Raw genomic sequence first — 18,090 nt, forward strand, 5'->3', positions numbered from 1 at the left:
CGAGTGATTTTAGTTGGCGGAAAAGGTGGGGTAGGTAAAACCACCACTTCAGCAACGTTAGCTTTGTTAGCAGCAGAAAGAGGTCGGAGAGTATTAGTGGTTTCCACCGATCCTGCGCACAGCTTAGCCGATGCCTTTGACCGACCGATCGGCGATAAAATCACCCGAGTTGCCCCGAATCTTGACGGTTTAGAAATTGACCCAGATGAAGAAGTGGTTCGTCATCTTGAGCAAGTCAGCCGCCAGTTAAAACGGTTTACTCGTCCTGAGCTTTATGGTGCCGTTGAGCGGCAAATTCGTTTAACGGGGCAATCTCCCGGCGCACAAGAAGCGGCGTTATTGGAGTGTATTGCACGTACATTAGAGCATGGTCTACAGCACTATGATTTAGTGATTTTTGATACCGCGCCCACCGGCCACACTTTACGTTTACTCGCTCTTCCAGAAGCGATGGCGGCTTGGACGCAAGGATTGCTGAAAAGTAACCAACAATCGGACAAGTTTGCCAAGGTGCTTGATCACTTAACGCCAAATAGTGGTAAAGATATTGATAACCCACTGAGCAGTCCAGAAGAGCATGCTACCAGTGGTCTTGATGAACGACACAAAGCAATTGCGGAAATTTTACTTAATCGACAACGGTTATTACAGCGAACGCGAGAAACGTTTTTGGATGGTTCACAAACGGCGATTTTATTTGTATTAACCCCAGAAAAACTGCCAATTTTGGAAACCACGCGAGCGGTACGCTCACTGACCGATGAAAAGTTACCTGTCGCCGGGATTGTGATTAACCGCATTTTACCGATTCATGCGGATGGCGAATTTTTAGCCTTGCGGCGTCAACAGGAAAAACAACATTTACAGGAAATTGATCAGCAGTTTTCCCATCTCAAGTGTTATCCAATCCCTTTACAAGCGACTGATATTCAGGGGGCCGACCAATTAATGGCGCTAGGAACGCAGTTTACCCAAGCTGGTTTCTAAGCCAAAGAAAATCGCTCAAAAGGTAAAAAAATATTACAGACAAGTGATTCACTCTCAGGTATAACGATTTTGTGATCTGAATCGTTATATCATTCAGAGCCGCAACAACCGCTAGGGAAGGCAGTGCAAAGAGGGCTTAGTCTGTTCTTTGTAAACTGTCTCTACGCAATTTGGTGTCAGTGACTTGTGTGAGAGATTATGTATATTCAGAATTTTGAAGCGTTTTTAATTGCGATAACTATTTTAACCTTAACGCCGGGTTTAGATACCGCGTTAGTGATCCGTAATACGTCCCGAGCGGGCATGGCTGATGGCTGTATCACCAGTTTGGGTATTTGTATTGGTCTATTTGTCCATGCCACGTTTTCAGCGATCGGTATTTCGGCGATTTTAACTCAATCGGCTGAGTTGTTTCAGGTGATGAAGATGATCGGTGCGGCTTATTTGATTTGGCTGGGCTTGTCTAGTTTACGTACTTTAATGAAGTCACCGAGCGGGATCGATATTGTTACCCTGCAACATACACAACTAAATCCCCGCCGCTCGCTACGAGAAGGTTTCTTATCTAACGTACTTAACCCGAAAACCGCGGTATTTTACTTGGCTTTTTTGCCGCAGTTTATCAATCCTGAATATTCTCCTTTGCTACAGTCGTTATTAATGGCTGCGATTCATTTTGTGATTGCAATGCTTTGGCAGTGTGGGTTGGCTGGAACGTTGAGTTCGGCAAAAAATTTGCTGAAAAATAGCGCATTTATGCGTTGGATGGAAGGGACGACCGGGGTGGTGTTGGTCGGATTAGGTTTTAAATTAATGACTGATGACATTGAATAGCTATCAATTTTCGAATAGAAAAGGGCTTGAGAAATATCTCAAGCCCTTTATTTTTTATTTTTAAAGTCAATAGTAGCAGTAAAAAGAGTAAACTAGGCTTTGGCTTTAATGGTTTTTAAGGCTGGTAACTGCGCTTCAAAATAAAGCTTAGTCTCTTTGATGACGACATGACGTAAAGCGATTAAGCCGATCAGGTTAGGAATCGCCATTAATCCGTTAACAATATCGGCAATAATCCAGATCAGATCGAGATGAAGAAAAGCACCAGAGGCGACTAAGCCGATAAAAATCACTTTATAAGGCAGAACGGCTTTGGTTCCCCATAGGAAGACTACGCAGCGTTCTCCATAATAGTTCCAACCTAAAATCGTGGTAAAAGCGAAAAAAATCAGCCCTACAGAAACCAGCAATGGTCCAAGGGTTTGGGCATTAAGGCCCGTGGCAAAGGCATGGGTCGTCATCGCCGCCCCAGCAAAATCGCTTTGCCATGCACCTGTCAAAATCAAGGCCAATCCGGTCATGGTACAAATGATGATCGTATCAAAGAAGGTGCCCGTCATTGAAATCAGGCCTTGTTTCACACAAGAGTCGGTTTTTGCTGCAGCAGCAGCCATCGGTGCACTGCCTAAACCAGACTCATTGGAAAAGACACCACGGGCAATACCCGATTGAATCGCCAACATGATACTTGCGCCTAAAAATCCGCCGCTGGCTGCGGTTGGTGTAAAGGCGGAAACCAACACCAATTGAATCGCATCGAGTAGTTTATCCCCATTACTGATGATCACACTCAAACAAGCAACGACGTAAAAAAGCGCCATAATAGGCACAACTTTACCTGCGACTTTGGCGATGGATTGAATACCACCGACAGTGACAAAAGCGACTAGGATGGTCAGCACAACAGCGGACATCTCTCGGGGTACACCGAAAGAAATTTGAGTCGCGTCTAAAATGGCATTAACTTGTGGGAAAGTACCGATACCAAAACAGGCAACGCCTAGGGCAAAAACCGCAAATAAAATCGCTAAAGTATTTGAACCTACACCATCACGCAGATAATACATCGGTCCGCCGACCATTTGTCCTTTATCATCGACTTTACGGTATTTCACCGCGAGTAAGCATTCCGCGTATTTCGTTGCCATACCAAATAAAGCTGCCAGCCACATCCAAAATAATGCGCCTGGGCCGCCCAGTTTAATGGCAGTGGCAACCCCAACAATATTTCCAGTGCCAATGGTAGCGGAAAGCGCGGTGCAAAGTGCTGCGAAGCTTGATACATCACCTTGTTTATCGCCGGGTTCTTTACTAAATACCATTTTAATCGCAGAGGGTAGGTAACGAAACTGCAGTAAGCCTAAACGAAAGGTAAAATAGATCCCGGTTCCTACGAGTAGGATCAGTAGTGGTGGGCCCCAAATAAAGTGGTCAATAGTTTGTAGCAGTGTTTGTAGGTTGGTCATTATTTCCCCTTAATAGTGTCAACATAAGGAGAAGAGGAAAGGGGCTGAATAATATATTCAGTCAAACTCACCGCGATAAAACAACACACAAAGAAAACCGTGCCACGATACCCGTGGTACAAAGTCACTGTCAGCGTTGTTTACGTAAAGTGAGTAAAGCCATAAGGCTTAGAATCATAGAACCTTTCACTCCTCTGTCCTTTTGCCTGAGAGTTTCACTGTGCTGATATGATCAGCACAGCTTGCTCCTTCGGCGACCGATTGAACGGTTCTCTCCAGAGGTTCCTCCAACAACAGTCCTCGCTTTTCTCTTCAAAAAGAATAAAGCACCTGAAAGATTTACTTCTTCGGCGGGTATAGTTAACTAAGTGTTAGAATTTAGTTAATAACCACTCTCCTGCTGTCTTCAACGGAACAATTATCTAGTGTTACAATAATTTGCTTGGCGATATTACCCAAAATAAAGTGTGATGTCATCTGCAAATTTAGTGGTAAATGACTGGAATCAACAAGGGAGCGCAGTGCACGAGTCAGCGTAAAAAATCAGCGCTGTTTGAAAAAACGTCACTTTCAAAGTGAACTCAGTTAAATTATTGACATAACAGCAGGTTAATCCATTTTTCTTTGACCTATTTGGTGCGATAAATGGTATAAAATAGCAAGCAGCAACAGGCTTGAGAGCTACACTTGTCTTACCGAATGTCATTGAAGTAGGCAAAATAAAACCGGAGCATACTATGACCAGATTGATTTTTATTGGGGTATTGATTGTTCTCGCTTTTCTTTTAATCCGTTATGGAACTAATGAGAAACTTCAAAAGTGGGTAGTGATTGTTTTATTATCGGCTTTTGCTCTTTATACCGCTTCGCTTGTGGTCACTGAATTAATTCGCTGATGCTAAATTGGGAGTCAATGTGAATCAAAAAAAGGCAGATGAACACCAAGATGTTGTTGTCATTGAACAACGTGACAAACGCAGTTACCTCTATATTGGGTTAGCGGCAGCATTAGGGTTGGCATTAGGGGGATTAGTCGGTTCGTCAGTGACGGAGACTAAATGGCAAACCGCTTATGCTGGTTTGCAGGTCAATGTTCAAGCGTTACAAGAAAATGCGAAGGCATTAAATGAACGAACGGCTCAGCAGGCAGAGCGACAAGAGCAAGAGTGGCAAGTGAAACTGCAAGAGCATCTTGAGCAGCAAAAAACACAACATCAAGAGCAGTTGGATCAATTAGAACAACAGATTGCAGAATTAGAAAAAGTTAACTTATCGTTGGATCAGCAATTAGCAAAGCAAAACAACGCATTACAAAGTGCTGATGAGAAAAATGCACGATTACATCGTCAAGCGGATATGCAATCGATACTTTTTGAGCGTTCACGAGAGTTATTTCAAAAAGAGCTAAAGATTAAGCAAGAAGTTGAACAGCTACAGAAAGAGCAAAAGCAGTTGAATGATGCTTTACCTATCTTGAAAAAAGAGTGTGATGTTTATTTAAAAGGCCAATCTTGGGATGCAAAATCGGATGCTTGTGATAAGCAAGATGCGGCGAGTTCAAGATTAAGTCAAGTAGAACAAATGTTGCGCGTTCATCAACTGGATTTACAAGAAATTAAATCATTATCAGCGGAAATAGGTTTATAGCACCACGCGGTTAAGCATCGAAAAATCCAGCCTCTAGAGCAATAGAGACTGGATTTTTTGTTATTCGCGAAAGTTATTATATTGGAAAGGTTGTTCTAGGTTACTTTCTTTTAAAAAGGCGATTACCGTCTGTAAATCATCGCGTTTTTTACCACTGACTCGAATTTTATCGCCTTGAATAGAGGCTTGTACCTTGAGCTTGGCATCTTTGATCATCTTAACCACTTTTTTGGCCAGTAATGATTCGATCCCTTGCTTAAATACAACATCCTTGTACCAGTTTTTACCTGAATGGACGGAGTCTTTTAGCTCCATAGCTCGCGCATCAACACCGCGCTTGGCTAAATTGCCACGCAGGATATCCAACATTTGATTAAGTTGAAAATCATCTTCAGCGGCTAATTTTACTGTCTCATCTTTGAGCTCGAAACTGGCGTCGACATTACGAAAATCAAAGCGTGTGGCGAGTTCACGATTAGAGTTATCTACGGCATTGCGCAGTTCTACGGTATCAACTTCTGAAACAATATCAAAAGAAGGCATAACGAAAATTCCTTATCTTATTGAGCACGTCGAGTGGTTATCGCTTGCGCAAGGCGAGTGAGCATTGTTGCGGTATCATCCCAGCTTAAACAAGGATCAGTGATCGACTGGCCATAGGTTAAATTATTTAAATCACACATGGATTGATTGCCTTCAATAAGAAAACTTTCAGCCATAATACCCGCGACCTTATGGCTGCCGGATTCAATTTGACGACCAATCTCTTCAGCAACTTCAAGCTGTTTGCGATGCTGTTTTTGACAATTGGCATGGCTAAAATCAACCACTAATCGTTCAGGTAAATTAAATTCAGCCAGTTGAGCGCAAGCGCTATTAATTGAATCTACATCAAAGTTTGGGCCACTTTCCCCACCACGTAAAATGACGTGTCCGTAGGGGTTACCGCTGGTGCGATAGACGGTCATGCGCCCATTTTTATCAGGCGAATAAAAGTAGTGTGAGGCATGAGCGGCACGAATGGCATCAATCGCAATTTTGACATTGCCATTCGTGCCATTTTTAAAACCGACAGGGCAAGAAAGTGCCGAGGCCATTTCTCGGTGAATTTGCGACTCTGTAGTACGCGCACCAATCGCTCCCCAACTGATCAGGTCTGCAATGTATTGCCCCGTGATCATGTCGAGAAATTCGGTTGCCGTTGCTAGTCCGAGTTTATTGATATCGAGTAACAATTGACGTGCTTTGTTTAAGCCAGCTTCTAACGCATAGGAGCCATCTAAATTAGGATCAGTGATCAGACCTTTCCAGCCAACCACGGTGCGTGGTTTTTCAAAATAGGTACGCATGACAATGAACAGTTGGTCACGATACTGATCTTGTATCTCACTTAATCGGCGTGCGTACTCAAGTGCGGCATGGGTATCATGGACAGAGCAGGGGCCGACAATGACCAATAAGCGGTCATCTTGACCCGATAGGATTTGTTCAATTTGTTGACGTGAGTGAGCAATGCGTTCGGCAACCTCATGGGTCACCGGATGAGCAAGGCTTAATTCAGCCGGCGTTGGCATTGGGCCAAGGGCTTGGGTTCTTAATTCATCAGTTTTTAATGGCATCATATTGCCTATTCTTTTATTGCGAAGCGCTAAAGATAACGAATTTAACTCAGAGAATAAACCACTTAGCATAAATGCAAGTGATGAAAACTGTAAACTTGATATTTTATTCACTTTAAATGAATTAATATTGATGCTTGCCCTTGTGTTTGGTCAATGAACTCGGTATTTTCACCCTATACCAATCAAGAACAGATGGAGCCGTTATGAGTGTTGTATCACCCTCTTCAATAAATAAGCCGTTTGAGCAAGGGAATACCTTACCTCAATGGTCCCAACAAACATTGAGTTCGACGCTATTTGTTGTCATTTCAGAGTTGATCGCAGATAGCATTTTTTATCATCCTAGTTTGGTCACCGATCTGACTCAGCTATCTGAACGAGAGAAAAGCTCGCTGAATGCACTATTAAACGACCAGTCCATCGCTGAGCATTTTGTTGATACATTAGTGGAGCGCATTGAACAAGCGATTAAACCCCATCACCAAAGCGTTCGTGTCTGTTTAAGTAATGAAGATAGTGCACAGAGTCGTGCTTTGCTTGGCGGAGAAAAAGTCACAGTTGAACCAAATCCGGCGCTTGGAGTACGAGGTGTAGCTCGATTAACGGCCTGTGAATACGCTGATGCATTTGAGTTGGAGTGCAACGTGATCAAAAGGCTGATCAGTAAAGGGCATCCTATTGAAATCGTCGTGCCTTTTGTTCGCTCGCTGAGTGATGCCGCTGGAATTATTGACGGCCTAGCTGAGCAAGGCTTGCCACGCGGTTTACATGGATTACAAGTGTCGTTTGTTTGCCAAGTTCCTTCCGCCGCGCTATTAGCTGAACGTTTATTGGCTTATTTTGATGGGATGCTGTTAGATTGGGACTCCCTTGCCCAGTTTACGTTAGCGACGGATAATACGGTAGAAAGTCTTGTTGAACGTTATCAGCCGACCGACAACGATGCCGTGTTTCAGTTAGCAGAAATGGCGATCAAAGCCGTTCATCAAACCTCTAAGCCATTAAGTATATTAGTTAGTGAGCAGAGTGTGTCGACTAAAATTCAGCGCTTTTTGTCTGAGATTGCTCAGCCAGACTCGGTTTACTATTACTGAGTCTTATCTTTAAGAAGCCAAGCAAAAATAGCTTGGCTTCTTATTTTCTGTAACATTTCGTTGACATTTTCTTGGCTATCGAGTGAACTGGTCTGACAAGATCACAAGGAAGTTTTAACTATGTTTTCTGCTTTGACTAAAGCTAATTTCTATCTTAATTATTTCGGTATTTTTAAAGTTCCGCTGATTTGGTATTGCCGCCCTAAAATTTTGCTGTTGAATGAGCAAGCGGTTGAAGTACGTATTCCGCTGAAAAAGAGGAATAAAAATCATCTGAATAGTATGTATTTTGGCGTACTTGCCGTGGGGGCGGATGTGGCTGGTGGATTTATGGCCATGCATAAGGCTCAGCAGCGTGGGGAAGTTATTTCTTTAGCGTTTAAAGCCGTTAAAGCGGAATTTTTAAAAAGACCCGAAGGGGATGTCCACTTTCACTGTGTTGATGGTGCTGCGATTGATGCCATGTTGGATGAAACCATTGCGACTGGTCAACGCGTAAACCAAGAGGTCAAAATCGTCGCCACTTGCCCATCACAGCATGGTGATGAGCCAATGGCAGAATTTTGGTTAACGCTGTCTGTTAAAGCGGTGAAATCAAAATAATCAGAGTAAAGAGAGTGACTTAATCTAACTCAATGACTTCAATGTCGACAATTTTGCTTCGGTTAATCACGATTTTCCAACGGTAATAACGCGGTGTCTGTTGATGATCGTCTTCTTTAATGATCAAGTTAATTAAGTGACGTTTTTCGACAGACTCTCGGCTGACTTGACCATTGCTAAGCTGATAAATTCGAGTCGAGCTTTTATCAATTAAACGTGTTAACGGGCGTAAATCGATCATCATCGCTTCACGGGTTTCTTCATAACCGCTCATAAAGCGTGATGTTGACATCTCAACTTCAGAGCGGTAATGAAGGATTTGTTCTTCACGTTGAACAATCCGCTTTTTACGGATAGCTTGAATTTTTTCTGGTAGCTGGGATAACGATTGGTAATCCAACCATTCATCCTTTTGTCCAACTTGAGTTCCGGTACTGGGGTCAAAGTAGCGGCGACGCCATTTAGGTTTGCCTTTACGGATCCAACGCCACATCATGTCGCGCAAATCATCTTTAAAAATTTCGCGTAGCGCGTAAATAAATGACATCGCAATAATAAATGAAGCGGTAATCTCTCCCCAATAGTCACGTGCCACTATCGCGGTTAGCGTAACCACGACCATGACTAATCCCGTTGCGACCCCCTTAACCATCCGTTTGATGTTATTACCCAAAGAGGTCACTTTCTCGTTAAGAATGATCGGGTGTTCAATTAAACGACGTAATAAACGCATTTTATTACTCAGACGGGTCATGTCGGTTCCCGCTTTGGCTGAGTTGTAATGGTTTAAGGCACGATGCGCTTGTTCTTTTTCAACTAAGGTGATGAGGCGTTCTTTAATGGTTTTATAGTCACTGTCACGGGTGAGATGAGCGACAATCGATAAAAATTTTTGTTCGGTATACCAAGAGAGATAGTTATCAATATTGGCATAATAGCGCTTAAGGCTTTCATCGTAAGGGATGGTTCTGCGTAATCGTTTTAGAATATCGAGCGATAGCTCGATCACCGTATCGACCTCATCAGCTGTGACGGTGTCACTAGTCGCGTTGAGCTGATTAACGGCTCTATCTAAGGCGATCACATATTGATAAGCAAACAAACTCAAGCTTACCCGATACTGTGTTGATGACAGGCGACCTCGTTGTGCTAATCGGCTATGGACAAGAGGCAGGAGAATTTTATCACTATAATAGGAGCGCTTTTGATGAATGGAGCTATAAAAAAACTCCGACTCTGAAATGACTTCTGGGCTAAGGCCTAATTCTCCAGGAATAAAAAGATAAACATCCAAATCCAGTTTCTTACTGCCTGACATTTGAGTGGCAATCCTCAACGTGACAGCGTCATATTTATCTACCGTGATCAACGAAAGCTCCTGAAAAAATTGCTGAATTTTATCGATACAATTGCGAGAAAGCATAGCAGAGATCACGTATAATCTCTGCAAATTTGCTGTGAGACAATTTTACATGATTAACATTGGCCAAATTAATAGCTTAGAAGTGGTAAAAATCACTGATTTCGGCGTTTTTTTAGATGCGGGAGAGTTCGGTACCACTTTGCTGCCTAAGCGTTACGCACCTCAAGGTGTCGAACTGGGGCAATTTATCGATGTGTTTCTGTTCTTTGATTCAGAGAATCAATTAGCAGCGACAACGGAGACTCCGATTGCTCAAGTGGGAGAGTGGGGATTAATGAAAGTCGTTGGTGTGAATAACACCGGAGCTTTTGTTGATTGGGGCATTAAAGATAAAGACTTACTGATCCCCTACAGTGAGCAGCGTGCGCGTTTTAACGAGGGGCAGACAATTTTAGTTTATGTCTATACCGATAAAGCCTCGGGTCGTATTGTGGGTACCACCAAATTTAATAAATGGTTAGATAAAACACCAGCGCATTATACGATAAACCAACCTGTTGATTTGATTATTGCTGAGCGTTCAGAGCTTGGTTTTAAAGCGATCATTAACGGAGCGCATTGGGGGATGATTTTTCCCTCGGATGTGTTCGGAAAACTGTTTATCGGCAAAAAAATCAAAGGTTATATCAAAAGTATTCGTCCTGATGGCAAAATCGATCTGGCTCTTCAAAAAGTCGGTGTCGAAAAAATGGATGAGTTAAGTAGTAAAATCTTAGCCATGTTAGAGAAAAAACAAGGCTTTTTACCGCTGAGTGATAAATCGACCCCAGAAGAGATCTTTACCACTTTCCGTACCAGTAAGGGCACGTTTAAAAAAACCATTGGTGGTTTATTTAAGCAAGGAAAAATTGTGATTGAAAAAGACGGCATTCGTCTTGTTTAAGCTAGGTTGAGTACTGTCAGCTCAAAAAATGGCCCAAAACAGCGTTAGGTTTTGGGCCTTGGGAAACGCGCCAGAAGGGGAGTTGAGCGCGATTTACGGCTATCCCCTTGGTTTGGCTATTATATGGGGATATTGATAAAGTATAGACTAGTGTCCACTGTTTGATACTTATCATTCCTTAACGCGCAGCAATGCTTTTAAATCCGTCTATTAATATCATCAGTGTGGAATGTTCATTGGCTTTAAAACAGATTTTTATCGCGCACTAAATCTCGTGGTAAGCCATTTTTGATCCGATTACCGACCCATTTCCCTAGACCGATGACATCGCCTTGATAACAAACAATCACCTCACCTTGGCCAGATAGGTTTTCTGGCCTGACATCACGTCCCATAAACCACTCACGAGCTTGAACCTTATCTAATTCAACGGATTGCGATTCTTGTCCGCTTGCCAGTGTTGTAGCGACTTGATGTTGCCAACGGTAGCCCCGTTTATGTTGCTCAGCAATTTTTATCCCCATCCGAGAAAAACGGAGTTCGCTGAGTAACGGCTCTAAAGCTGAGGGAAAGAGCCAGATGTCATTATCCCGTGACCACACTTGGCTGTCTTTTGGTAAGCGAATGTTCAGTGCATGATATAATTGTTGCTCAATCTCAAGGCGTTGTGCAGGGTCGACTTTAGTGAATGGGAATTTCCCCAAGCGTTTTTTTACAGCGGGCGTTTCCACCGATGCCTGTTTGGTGATTTTGGCGACAAAAAATCCTTCACAGTCATAAACTTGTGGAAATATATGCAAAAAACCCTCTTCAGTAATGGCCTGTTCTGCACTCGGGAAAAGTTGATCAAGACGGGTGAAAGTCACGGCGTCACCATAAGTCTGTTTCAAGTACCAGCAGACGTCTTGGTTCTCTTCACGACTTAACGTGCAGGTTGAATAGACCAAAACACCGCCAACCTTGAGCGCCTGAAAAGCACTTTCAATCAACGATTTCTGAGTTTGCGCGATACTCATTACCGAGGCTTTGCTCCAGTTTTTCATCGCATCAGGATCTTTACGTACCGTGCCTTCTCCTGAGCAGGGAGCATCAAGTAATACGGCATCAAACTGCTCAGGCAGCCAACCACCAAAAATTTGCCCATCGAAATTGGTCAGAGCGCTATTGCGAATACCGCAACGCTCAATATTGGCGTGTAAAATTTTCACTCGACTGGCGGAATACTCGTTAGCGACTAATACGCCTTGATTATCCATTAAGGCCGCGATTTGTGTGGTCTTAGAGCCTGGTGCGGCGGCCATGTCTAATACATGTTCAAAAGGCGCTCCAGATTGCATAAATAGGGCAGAGACGGGCATCATGGAACTGGCTTCTTGGATATAGAATAAGCCCGCCATATGTTCTGCAGTATTGCCCAAAGGAACTTGTTCTTCATCTGCGGTAATCCAAAAGCCGCTCTCGCACCAGGGGATAGGTTCTAAGTACCAACCTTTGTCTGTGGCTCGGGTTTGAAAGTCAGCGACGGATATTTTTAAGGTGTTAACACGAATACTTTTTCTGAGTGGTCGTTGGCATGCAGCAATAAAGTCATTCAGATTGAGTGTTGAGGGCAATATTTCAGCGATGGTAGCGAGGAACTCTTCGGGTAGCGTAACGGTGGAATGCAAAACAGTGTCTCGATAAGCGGATTCTGGCCGCGATTATATACACATCGCGGCCAGACTTGAAGTTTATCTCAAGGTCTAGGTATCGCTGTTCGCCAGCGTTTCCATTCTTCTTGTGGTTTGGAGTGAAGATAAAAAGATTGGCCAGCTTGAGCAGGAGGAGCAAGCTGCTTTTGTTCTGGCGTTGCAAAAGTAATCCCACCGCGAACTATACTTTCCAGTGTTCCTGACTTGATATTCGCTCCAGTCAATCCAATTGAGACATCTACGCCCGACGTGTTCCAAAATAGGCTATTACGGCGAACTAAATAAGCATAGTCGGGATTAATATCGATTGTTGAGATAACCCGATCAGCAAGAGCGCCCAGTTGGATATCAATCACTCTGCCAACTTCAATATCACGGTAAAAGACAGGAGTTCCGACATTAATTGAACCACGGTATTCGGTTTGGAGTGTAAACCTGACACCACTCGGTGAGTAAGGCGCAGAAGCGAGGTGAAAAGTATGTTGCTCAGCACCTTGACCGGGATAGACTTCGATACTCGGTGAGACAAGATTCTCTAAATTAGTGATGCCTTGTAAACTGACATTGGCTTTGGCTACCCAAAACACGCTCGTTGCACGAGTAATAAAAGGGGCGTATTCGGGATGAATACGAGCAGAAAAAGTCACTTGTGATTGACTAAAACTCGGTGAAACAGCGATAACTTCACCGACTTGTACGCCTTGATATTTGATTGGAGTGCCTCGGTTGATTCCTTCATTGCTCTTTGCCAATAACGTAATGGCTTCACCAAACTGTTGTGCTTGTTGATAGTTGGCGTAAAGCTTCCAACGCCCATCGAGTTTATTTTCTACACCGGGTAAGGTATCAAAGGCAATACCACCTTGGAGCAGGCTTTGTAACGGTGCCGCTTGGATACGCAGACCATCGGTTAAAGAGGCATTTACTTCAATACCAGAATGATTCCAGAATACAGTTTGTTCATTAATTAAATGTTGGTATTGGTTATCAATACTGACTTCCACCTCAACACCTTCTTTTTGTAACTTAAATTGGGTGACATGACCAACGGGTAAATGACGAAATAGTAGCGGGCTACCAATTTGTACCGGAGGCAAGGTATCTGCACTGAGTCGCAAGGCGCGAGAACCCGATTGTTGATACGCCGCCAGCTCTGCCAGTGATGGGTTAGCATACAGAGAATAGCGTTCAAGTACGGTTTCTTCTCCTTCACTAATAAAGCTGATAGCCCCACTCAGTAGTTGCTTCACAGGAGGAAGTGAGAGATTAATGCCCGCACGGCCAAGTTCAGCACGCATTGAACCATCAACATAAAAACGGTTTTTTGAGCGAATTAATGGCTGATATTGTTGCTCGATAACCGCGTGGAATTCGACGAGGTCAGCACTAAGCTGAACATCTTTTATCACGCCAATGCGTACCCCTCGATATAAAATTGCAGCGCCAGAGGTTAAGCCATAAGCATGTTCTGCAGTGAGGGTAATAGAAAAAGTATGCGATTGGGATTGTTGATACTCAATTTTTCTGAGTGCCGTAAATTGTCGAGTGCGTTCACCGTCACCCGGCTGTAAAGTGAGGTAATTACCTTTGATTAAGTTCGATAAATTTTCTAAGCCAGATAGTGAGATTTTGGCTTCTTGTAAAATGAACTGACTGCCGGTGGTCAGTAGTTCATTTAATGACGGTTGAATCGCAGCATGAGCAATAATTTGTGTCTTATCCTCATTCAGTTGTAAATGAGTGATTTGTCCTATCTCTAATCCGCGATACATAATGGGCGATCCGGAAGCGTTAATCCCACTATCATCAGGCAGTGTAATCGTGATCGGAATGCCGCGTCCGGCCGTTTTGAGATCTTTGTAGAGCCGAAATTCACTAAATTGGGCAGCAGGCTCACCGCCATCGGGAGAGTCGACGGCAATCGCTCCGCCAATTAAGGCGCTTAAACTTTCTAAACGAACGTCAATTCCATCAAAGCCTAATGAGGTACCTATGCCGCTGACGTTCCAAAAACGACTGTCTTTGGTAATCAAGTGACGGTATTCAGATTCAATCGAGACTTGTAAAACAATCGATTGTGCATCTTTAGCAAGCTGATAGCTAAACACTTCACCAATCGGGATTTTTTTATAAACAATCGGTGAGCCAATAGAAATACCGCCAAGATCGTTGGCTCGCAAAGTGATCTGTAGTCCACCATTGGAGACTAAATCGGATGGGGCACGCTCTAGAGCGTGGTATACCTGAGGATGATTTTCTTGCCCAGGGCCACCTGGATGTAAGGCTATATAATTACCAGAGACCAAAGCATCCAATCCTGAAACACCAGACAAACTGGCGGTAGGTTTCACTAACCAAAAGCGAGTAGTATCGGAAAGCAATTGAGTTGCTTCGAGATAGATATCTGCTTCGACATAGATACTGTCTAATTCGGGAGCGAGTTTTATTTCCCGCACCATACCGACTTCTAAACCCTGATAACGAATGGTCGTTCTGCCTGCGACGAGCCCCTGTGCATCAGAAAAATGAATTTGGATACGTTCACCAGCATCATGTATCGCTTTACCGACCAGCCAACCCGCGAGCAATAAAGTGAGTATCGGTAATATCCACAATGGGGAAATCCCTTTATTGGATTTGATTTGCGGAGAATAAGACGCTTGCGTTATTGTTGGTTTATTCATTACAAGACTCGCTGTGTTTTGTCTCTTGCTGATAATTGTCCCACAATAAACGGGGATCAAGGCTTTCTGCTGCTAACATGGTTAATACGACCACAAAGCCAAAGGCTAGGGCACCATCACCAGGGATAAAATTAAGTAACTGGCCCCGATCGACCAAGGTCAACATAATGGCAATCACAAATAAGTCGAGAACTGACCATTTTCCAACCCATTTTATCGCATAGAAAATACTCATTCGCTGCCGATGATAACGGCTACGTCGATATTGAATGGCCAATAACAAGTAGACAAGCCCGAAAATCTTCATTACAGGAACCACAATGCTGGCCACAAAGATAATCGCAGCAATGCCATACATACCTGAATTCATCAGCGAGGCGACACCCGATAAGATGGTATCTTCTAGACGTTGCCCATTGGTGATTAATATGGAGATCGGCAGCAGATTAGCGGGAATGATGGCAATACTCGCGGCGATAACATAGGCCCAAGTGCGTTCGATTGAACGAGGTTTTCGATGATAAAGCGGGTGATGACAGCGAATGCAGTGCGTGCTTTCATGTTGCGATAAGTGGCAATGATGGCAATGGACTTGTTTATCGGTTTGAGCAGGGTAATCTTGTTCGGGTTTCCACGCTTCCCAATAGCGACGAATGCTAATTCTGCTGAGTAATAACACAGTAAAAATTTGCAAGAGCACCAAACTGAACAGCGCCGGACCAACAAAAATATCGGCGTAATCGCTCAATTTAAAGCTTGAAACGGCAACGCTGACCAAAAAGACATCAATCATTGCCCATGCTTTTAACAGCTGCATGACCCAGACCGAATAGCGTAAACCAATAAACCAACGATAACGTAGCGCTAGATGGGCGGTAACGATGGAAGCAAAGACCAGAAAAGGAGCTAGGGAGCTGCAAAAAAACACCAGCAAAGCCAGAATCACATAGCCCTCATTGGCGAGAGCGATAATCCCTCCAGATAAGGATGCAGGGATCATCACACCAATTAAGCGGATAGTTAAAAAGTCAAAGGCATGCGCCGGAAAAAACAGCAGTAAACAGGTGACCGCAATGGCTAAATTACCCGATAACGATGGGCTGCCACCTCGATAGAGCTGAGTTCCGCAGCGAGGGCAATAAGCACTTTTACCGCGCGGCACATCGACAACATCAACGGGCAATTCACATCCCTGACACAAACGAAGGTTGTTCGTGCTGGATGTATGTTGAGTGAGTGGCGTGCTAGACATCAGCGGGTTACTCGGCATTCGGTGACGTTGTCACTGATTGGGTGCGTAAATTGCAGCTAATCAGTGCCATAAGCCAAACGGAACTATGACTGAATAGCGCCATATAATGTTTGATAAAGTCCTTGCTGTTCAAGTAACTCTCCATGTGTACCAATTTGACTAACGCGTCCATCTTCTAATACATAAATCAAATCAGCCTGTTTCACCGCAGATAAACGATGGGCGACAATCAGCGTAGTTCGTCCTTTTAAAAATCCACTCAATGCACGATGCAGTGCCGCTTCGGTTGCCGTATCGAGCGCAGACGTCGCCTCATCTAAAATAACCAATTTAGGATCGCTTAATACCATTCTAGCAATAGCTAGACGTTGGCGCTGTCCACCAGAAAGACGGATACCGTTACGGCCAATGGGAGTATCTAATCCTTGACTGAGTTGATGGGTGACGTCTTGCAGTTGCGCGACTTCTAATGCATGCCAAAGCGAGGCGTCATCATAATCACCACCGAGGGTTAAATTATGCCTTAAAGTGTCGTTGAAAAGTATAGGTTGTTGTAATACCACCGCAATTTGACTGCGAATAATCTCAAAACCAATATCATCACACCGTTCGCCATTAAAACAAATTTCACCTGAATCTGCTCGATATGCTCCGAGTAGTAATTGAATTAAAGTCGATTTCCCGCCACCACTGGCTCCAACTAAAGCGACTTTTTTACCCGCGGGTATGGATAAAGATAGCCCATCAAGGACTTTTTTCTCGCCATCATAAGAAAAATTAACTTGTGAGAGTGTCACCGTTACGGGTTGATGTTGAGTAAATGGGTTGACTTTACTGATCGGACGATACTCTTCCTCAAGCTGCAATAAGGTATTAATTCGTGTCAGTGCTGCCTTCGCGCTATACCAAGAAAATTGAATGCCCAGCAGCTCTTGTACTGGTCCTAACATAAACCATAAGTAGCCAAAAACCGCAAAAATTTGTCCGATAGTCAGGTCGCTAAATAGCACCATTAACATTGCGACCGCGCGAAACAGCTCAAAGCCCAGTAGAAAGAGTAAAAACGAGAGTCGACCCGCCGCTTCAGCTTGCCAAGCGTATTTATCGGCATCGGCTCGCACTTCGTTGGCATTGATTTTGAGTTGAGTTAAAAACTCCCGTTCTTTGTTGGCGGCTCTAAGCTGATAGATACCATCCAAGGTTTCGACTAAGCGATTTTGAAATTTCTCAAATGCTTGATTCTCGCGTTTTTTGAGATGTTTGACTTGACTGCCGAGTAGGCGAGAAAAATAGATAACAATTGGGTTAACCAACAAAATAAATAACCCTAATCGCCAATCAAGCCACAGTAGCACTAAGGCTGTGCCTAACACCGTCAGTAAACTGATTAAAAATTTACTCAATGTTGAGCCAATAAATTGATCGATGGTTTCAATATCAGTCACTAAATGGGCATTGATTCCGCCACTACCGCGCGTTTCGTACTGACGAATGCTGATTCGGCCTAGCTTATCAATCATCTTACAGCGCATTTGATAGGTAACCGTCTTCGATACCCGCGTAAATTGCCGACTTTGTACAATATTCAGCAGTTGGCTGCCAGTGCGCATGAGCACTACCAGTAATAAAGTGAACAGAATATACCCCGTCGGTGTTTGCCAATCAGTAGGCAGGAGAGTATCCATTAAGGCTAAACCACCAGCGGGTTGATTAAGTAATACTTCATCGACCATCAATGGCATCAACAAGGGAATAGGTACACTGATTAAAGTCGCAACGATGGCAATAAAATTGGCATAAAGCAGCGGACGTTGATGTTTTTTTACTTGAGTTATCAACCAAGAACGGCTAATAGTGTCATGATTATTGGTCATTATAATGAGAATGCATCCTATTTAGTTTGA

The 18,090-nt window shown here is 43.6% G+C and carries 15 protein-coding genes and 1 riboswitch; of the genes, 7 read left to right on the forward strand and 8 right to left on the reverse strand.

The genetic code is table 11. The annotated features are described in order from the left end of the window. Positions 1-3: 3 nt before the first annotated feature. Together CAG58_RS10305 and CAG58_RS10310 are read left to right on the forward strand one after the other, a co-directional pair. A complete protein-coding gene (locus CAG58_RS10305) occupies positions 4-987 on the forward strand; it encodes an ArsA family ATPase (protein ID WP_443084098.1) in 984 nt (327 codons plus the stop codon). Positions 988-1,185: 198 nt separating this feature from the next. Beyond that, positions 1,186-1,821, forward strand: coding sequence for a LysE family translocator (locus CAG58_RS10310; RefSeq protein WP_158138428.1), 636 nt, complete (start codon positions 1,186-1,188; stop codon positions 1,819-1,821). 92 nt (positions 1,822-1,913) lie between these two features. On the opposite strand, the gene CAG58_RS10315 is transcribed toward CAG58_RS10310, so the two are convergent. Beyond that, positions 1,914-3,287, reverse strand: a complete 1,374-nt coding sequence (locus CAG58_RS10315) for an alanine/glycine:cation symporter family protein (protein ID WP_154168241.1) — start codon at positions 3,285-3,287, stop codon at positions 1,914-1,916. Positions 3,288-3,471: 184 nt separating this feature from the next. Next, positions 3,472-3,576, reverse strand: a riboswitch (glycine riboswitch). 448 nt (positions 3,577-4,024) lie between these two features. On the opposite strand from CAG58_RS10315, the gene CAG58_RS16820 reads away from it, so the two are divergent. Then, positions 4,025-4,183, forward strand: coding sequence for a hypothetical protein (locus CAG58_RS16820; RefSeq protein WP_167363644.1), 159 nt, complete (start codon positions 4,025-4,027; stop codon positions 4,181-4,183). Between the two features lie 19 nt (positions 4,184-4,202). Beyond that, positions 4,203-4,934, forward strand: coding sequence for a chromosome partitioning protein ParA (locus CAG58_RS10320; protein WP_154168239.1), 732 nt, complete (start codon positions 4,203-4,205; stop codon positions 4,932-4,934). Positions 4,935-4,994: 60 nt separating this feature from the next. Here CAG58_RS10320 and CAG58_RS10325 read toward each other — a convergent pair whose 3' ends face one another. Both CAG58_RS10325 and CAG58_RS10330 read right to left on the reverse strand, forming a co-directional pair. Next, positions 4,995-5,477: a YajQ family cyclic di-GMP-binding protein gene (locus CAG58_RS10325; RefSeq protein WP_004395307.1), complete on the reverse strand. Its 483-nt coding sequence runs from the start codon at positions 5,475-5,477 to the stop codon at positions 4,995-4,997. A 17-nt stretch (positions 5,478-5,494) separates the two neighbouring features. Beyond that, complete coding sequence (locus tag CAG58_RS10330) at positions 5,495-6,553, reverse strand: 3-deoxy-7-phosphoheptulonate synthase (protein ID WP_161426047.1); 1,059 nt, start codon at positions 6,551-6,553, stop codon at positions 5,495-5,497. A gap of 206 nt (positions 6,554-6,759) precedes the next feature. Between CAG58_RS10330 and CAG58_RS10335 the strand changes: the two genes are divergently transcribed. Continuing rightward, on the forward strand, positions 6,760-7,650 hold the full coding sequence (locus tag CAG58_RS10335) for a putative PEP-binding protein (protein ID WP_161426045.1): 891 nt from the start codon (positions 6,760-6,762) through the stop codon (positions 7,648-7,650). 120 nt (positions 7,651-7,770) lie between these two features. Continuing rightward, the gene (locus CAG58_RS10340; RefSeq protein WP_158143898.1) at positions 7,771-8,253 is read left to right on the forward strand and encodes a DUF4442 domain-containing protein; all 483 of its coding nucleotides are present in this window, start codon (positions 7,771-7,773) and stop codon (positions 8,251-8,253) included. A gap of 19 nt (positions 8,254-8,272) precedes the next feature. Here CAG58_RS10340 and CAG58_RS10345 read toward each other — a convergent pair whose 3' ends face one another. Continuing rightward, on the reverse strand, positions 8,273-9,622 hold the full coding sequence (locus tag CAG58_RS10345) for a hypothetical protein (protein WP_040904829.1): 1,350 nt from the start codon (positions 9,620-9,622) through the stop codon (positions 8,273-8,275). Between the two features lie 103 nt (positions 9,623-9,725). Here CAG58_RS10345 and CAG58_RS10350 point away from each other — a divergent pair, with 103 nt between their 5' ends. Next, positions 9,726-10,559, forward strand: a complete 834-nt coding sequence (locus tag CAG58_RS10350; protein ID WP_161426044.1) for a CvfB family protein — start codon at positions 9,726-9,728, stop codon at positions 10,557-10,559. Positions 10,560-10,801: 242 nt separating this feature from the next. On the opposite strand, the gene rsmF is transcribed toward CAG58_RS10350, so the two are convergent. The 4 genes from rsmF to CAG58_RS10370 form a co-directional block, all read right to left on the reverse strand. Continuing rightward, on the reverse strand, positions 10,802-12,226 hold the full coding sequence (gene rsmF / locus CAG58_RS10355; protein ID WP_161426043.1) for a 16S rRNA (cytosine(1407)-C(5))-methyltransferase RsmF: 1,425 nt from the start codon (positions 12,224-12,226) through the stop codon (positions 10,802-10,804). A 68-nt stretch (positions 12,227-12,294) separates the two neighbouring features. After that, positions 12,295-14,934 (reverse strand): PqiB family protein, encoded by a 2,640-nt coding sequence (locus tag CAG58_RS10360; RefSeq protein ID WP_161426042.1) that lies wholly within the window; start codon positions 14,932-14,934, stop codon positions 12,295-12,297. Next, positions 14,927-16,186: a paraquat-inducible protein A gene (locus CAG58_RS10365; protein ID WP_161426046.1), complete on the reverse strand. Its 1,260-nt coding sequence runs from the start codon at positions 16,184-16,186 to the stop codon at positions 14,927-14,929. The genes CAG58_RS10360 and CAG58_RS10365 overlap by 8 nt, the downstream gene beginning before the upstream one ends. 83 nt (positions 16,187-16,269) lie before the next feature. Then, positions 16,270-18,060 carry an ABC transporter ATP-binding protein gene (locus CAG58_RS10370; protein WP_161426041.1) on the reverse strand — a complete coding sequence of 597 codons (1,791 nt, stop codon included), beginning with the start codon at positions 18,058-18,060 and terminating at the stop codon, positions 16,270-16,272. Positions 18,061-18,090 lie beyond the last annotated feature (30 nt).

Origin of the sequence: Vibrio sp. V31_P5A7T61 (genome assembly GCF_009904895.1) — a bacterium.
In the GTDB taxonomy this organism is placed as follows: Bacteria; Pseudomonadota; Gammaproteobacteria; order Enterobacterales; family Vibrionaceae; genus Vibrio; species Vibrio metschnikovii.

What these genes read in the sequence shown, in the direction of transcription:
- CAG58_RS10310 (WP_158138428.1), top strand. Translation starts at nt 1,186, where the DNA reads ATGTATATTCAGAATTTTGAAGCGTTTTTAATTGCGATAACTATTTTA.
- CAG58_RS10315 (WP_154168241.1), bottom strand. Translation starts at nt 3,287, where the DNA reads ATGACCAACCTACAAACACTGCTACAAACTATTGACCACTTTATTTGG.
- CAG58_RS16820 (WP_167363644.1), top strand. Translation starts at nt 4,025, where the DNA reads ATGACCAGATTGATTTTTATTGGGGTATTGATTGTTCTCGCTTTTCTT.
- CAG58_RS10325 (WP_004395307.1), bottom strand. Translation starts at nt 5,477, where the DNA reads ATGCCTTCTTTTGATATTGTTTCAGAAGTTGATACCGTAGAACTGCGC.
- CAG58_RS10330 (WP_161426047.1), bottom strand. Translation starts at nt 6,553, where the DNA reads ATGCCATTAAAAACTGATGAATTAAGAACCCAAGCCCTTGGCCCAATG.
- CAG58_RS10335 (WP_161426045.1), top strand. Translation starts at nt 6,760, where the DNA reads ATGAGTGTTGTATCACCCTCTTCAATAAATAAGCCGTTTGAGCAAGGG.
- CAG58_RS10340 (WP_158143898.1), top strand. Translation starts at nt 7,771, where the DNA reads ATGTTTTCTGCTTTGACTAAAGCTAATTTCTATCTTAATTATTTCGGT.
- CAG58_RS10350 (WP_161426044.1), top strand. Translation starts at nt 9,726, where the DNA reads ATGATTAACATTGGCCAAATTAATAGCTTAGAAGTGGTAAAAATCACT.
- CAG58_RS10360 (WP_161426042.1), bottom strand. Translation starts at nt 14,934, where the DNA reads ATGAATAAACCAACAATAACGCAAGCGTCTTATTCTCCGCAAATCAAA.
- CAG58_RS10365 (WP_161426046.1), bottom strand. Translation starts at nt 16,186, where the DNA reads ATGTCTAGCACGCCACTCACTCAACATACATCCAGCACGAACAACCTT.
- CAG58_RS10370 (WP_161426041.1), bottom strand. Translation starts at nt 18,060, where the DNA reads ATGACCAATAATCATGACACTATTAGCCGTTCTTGGTTGATAACTCAA.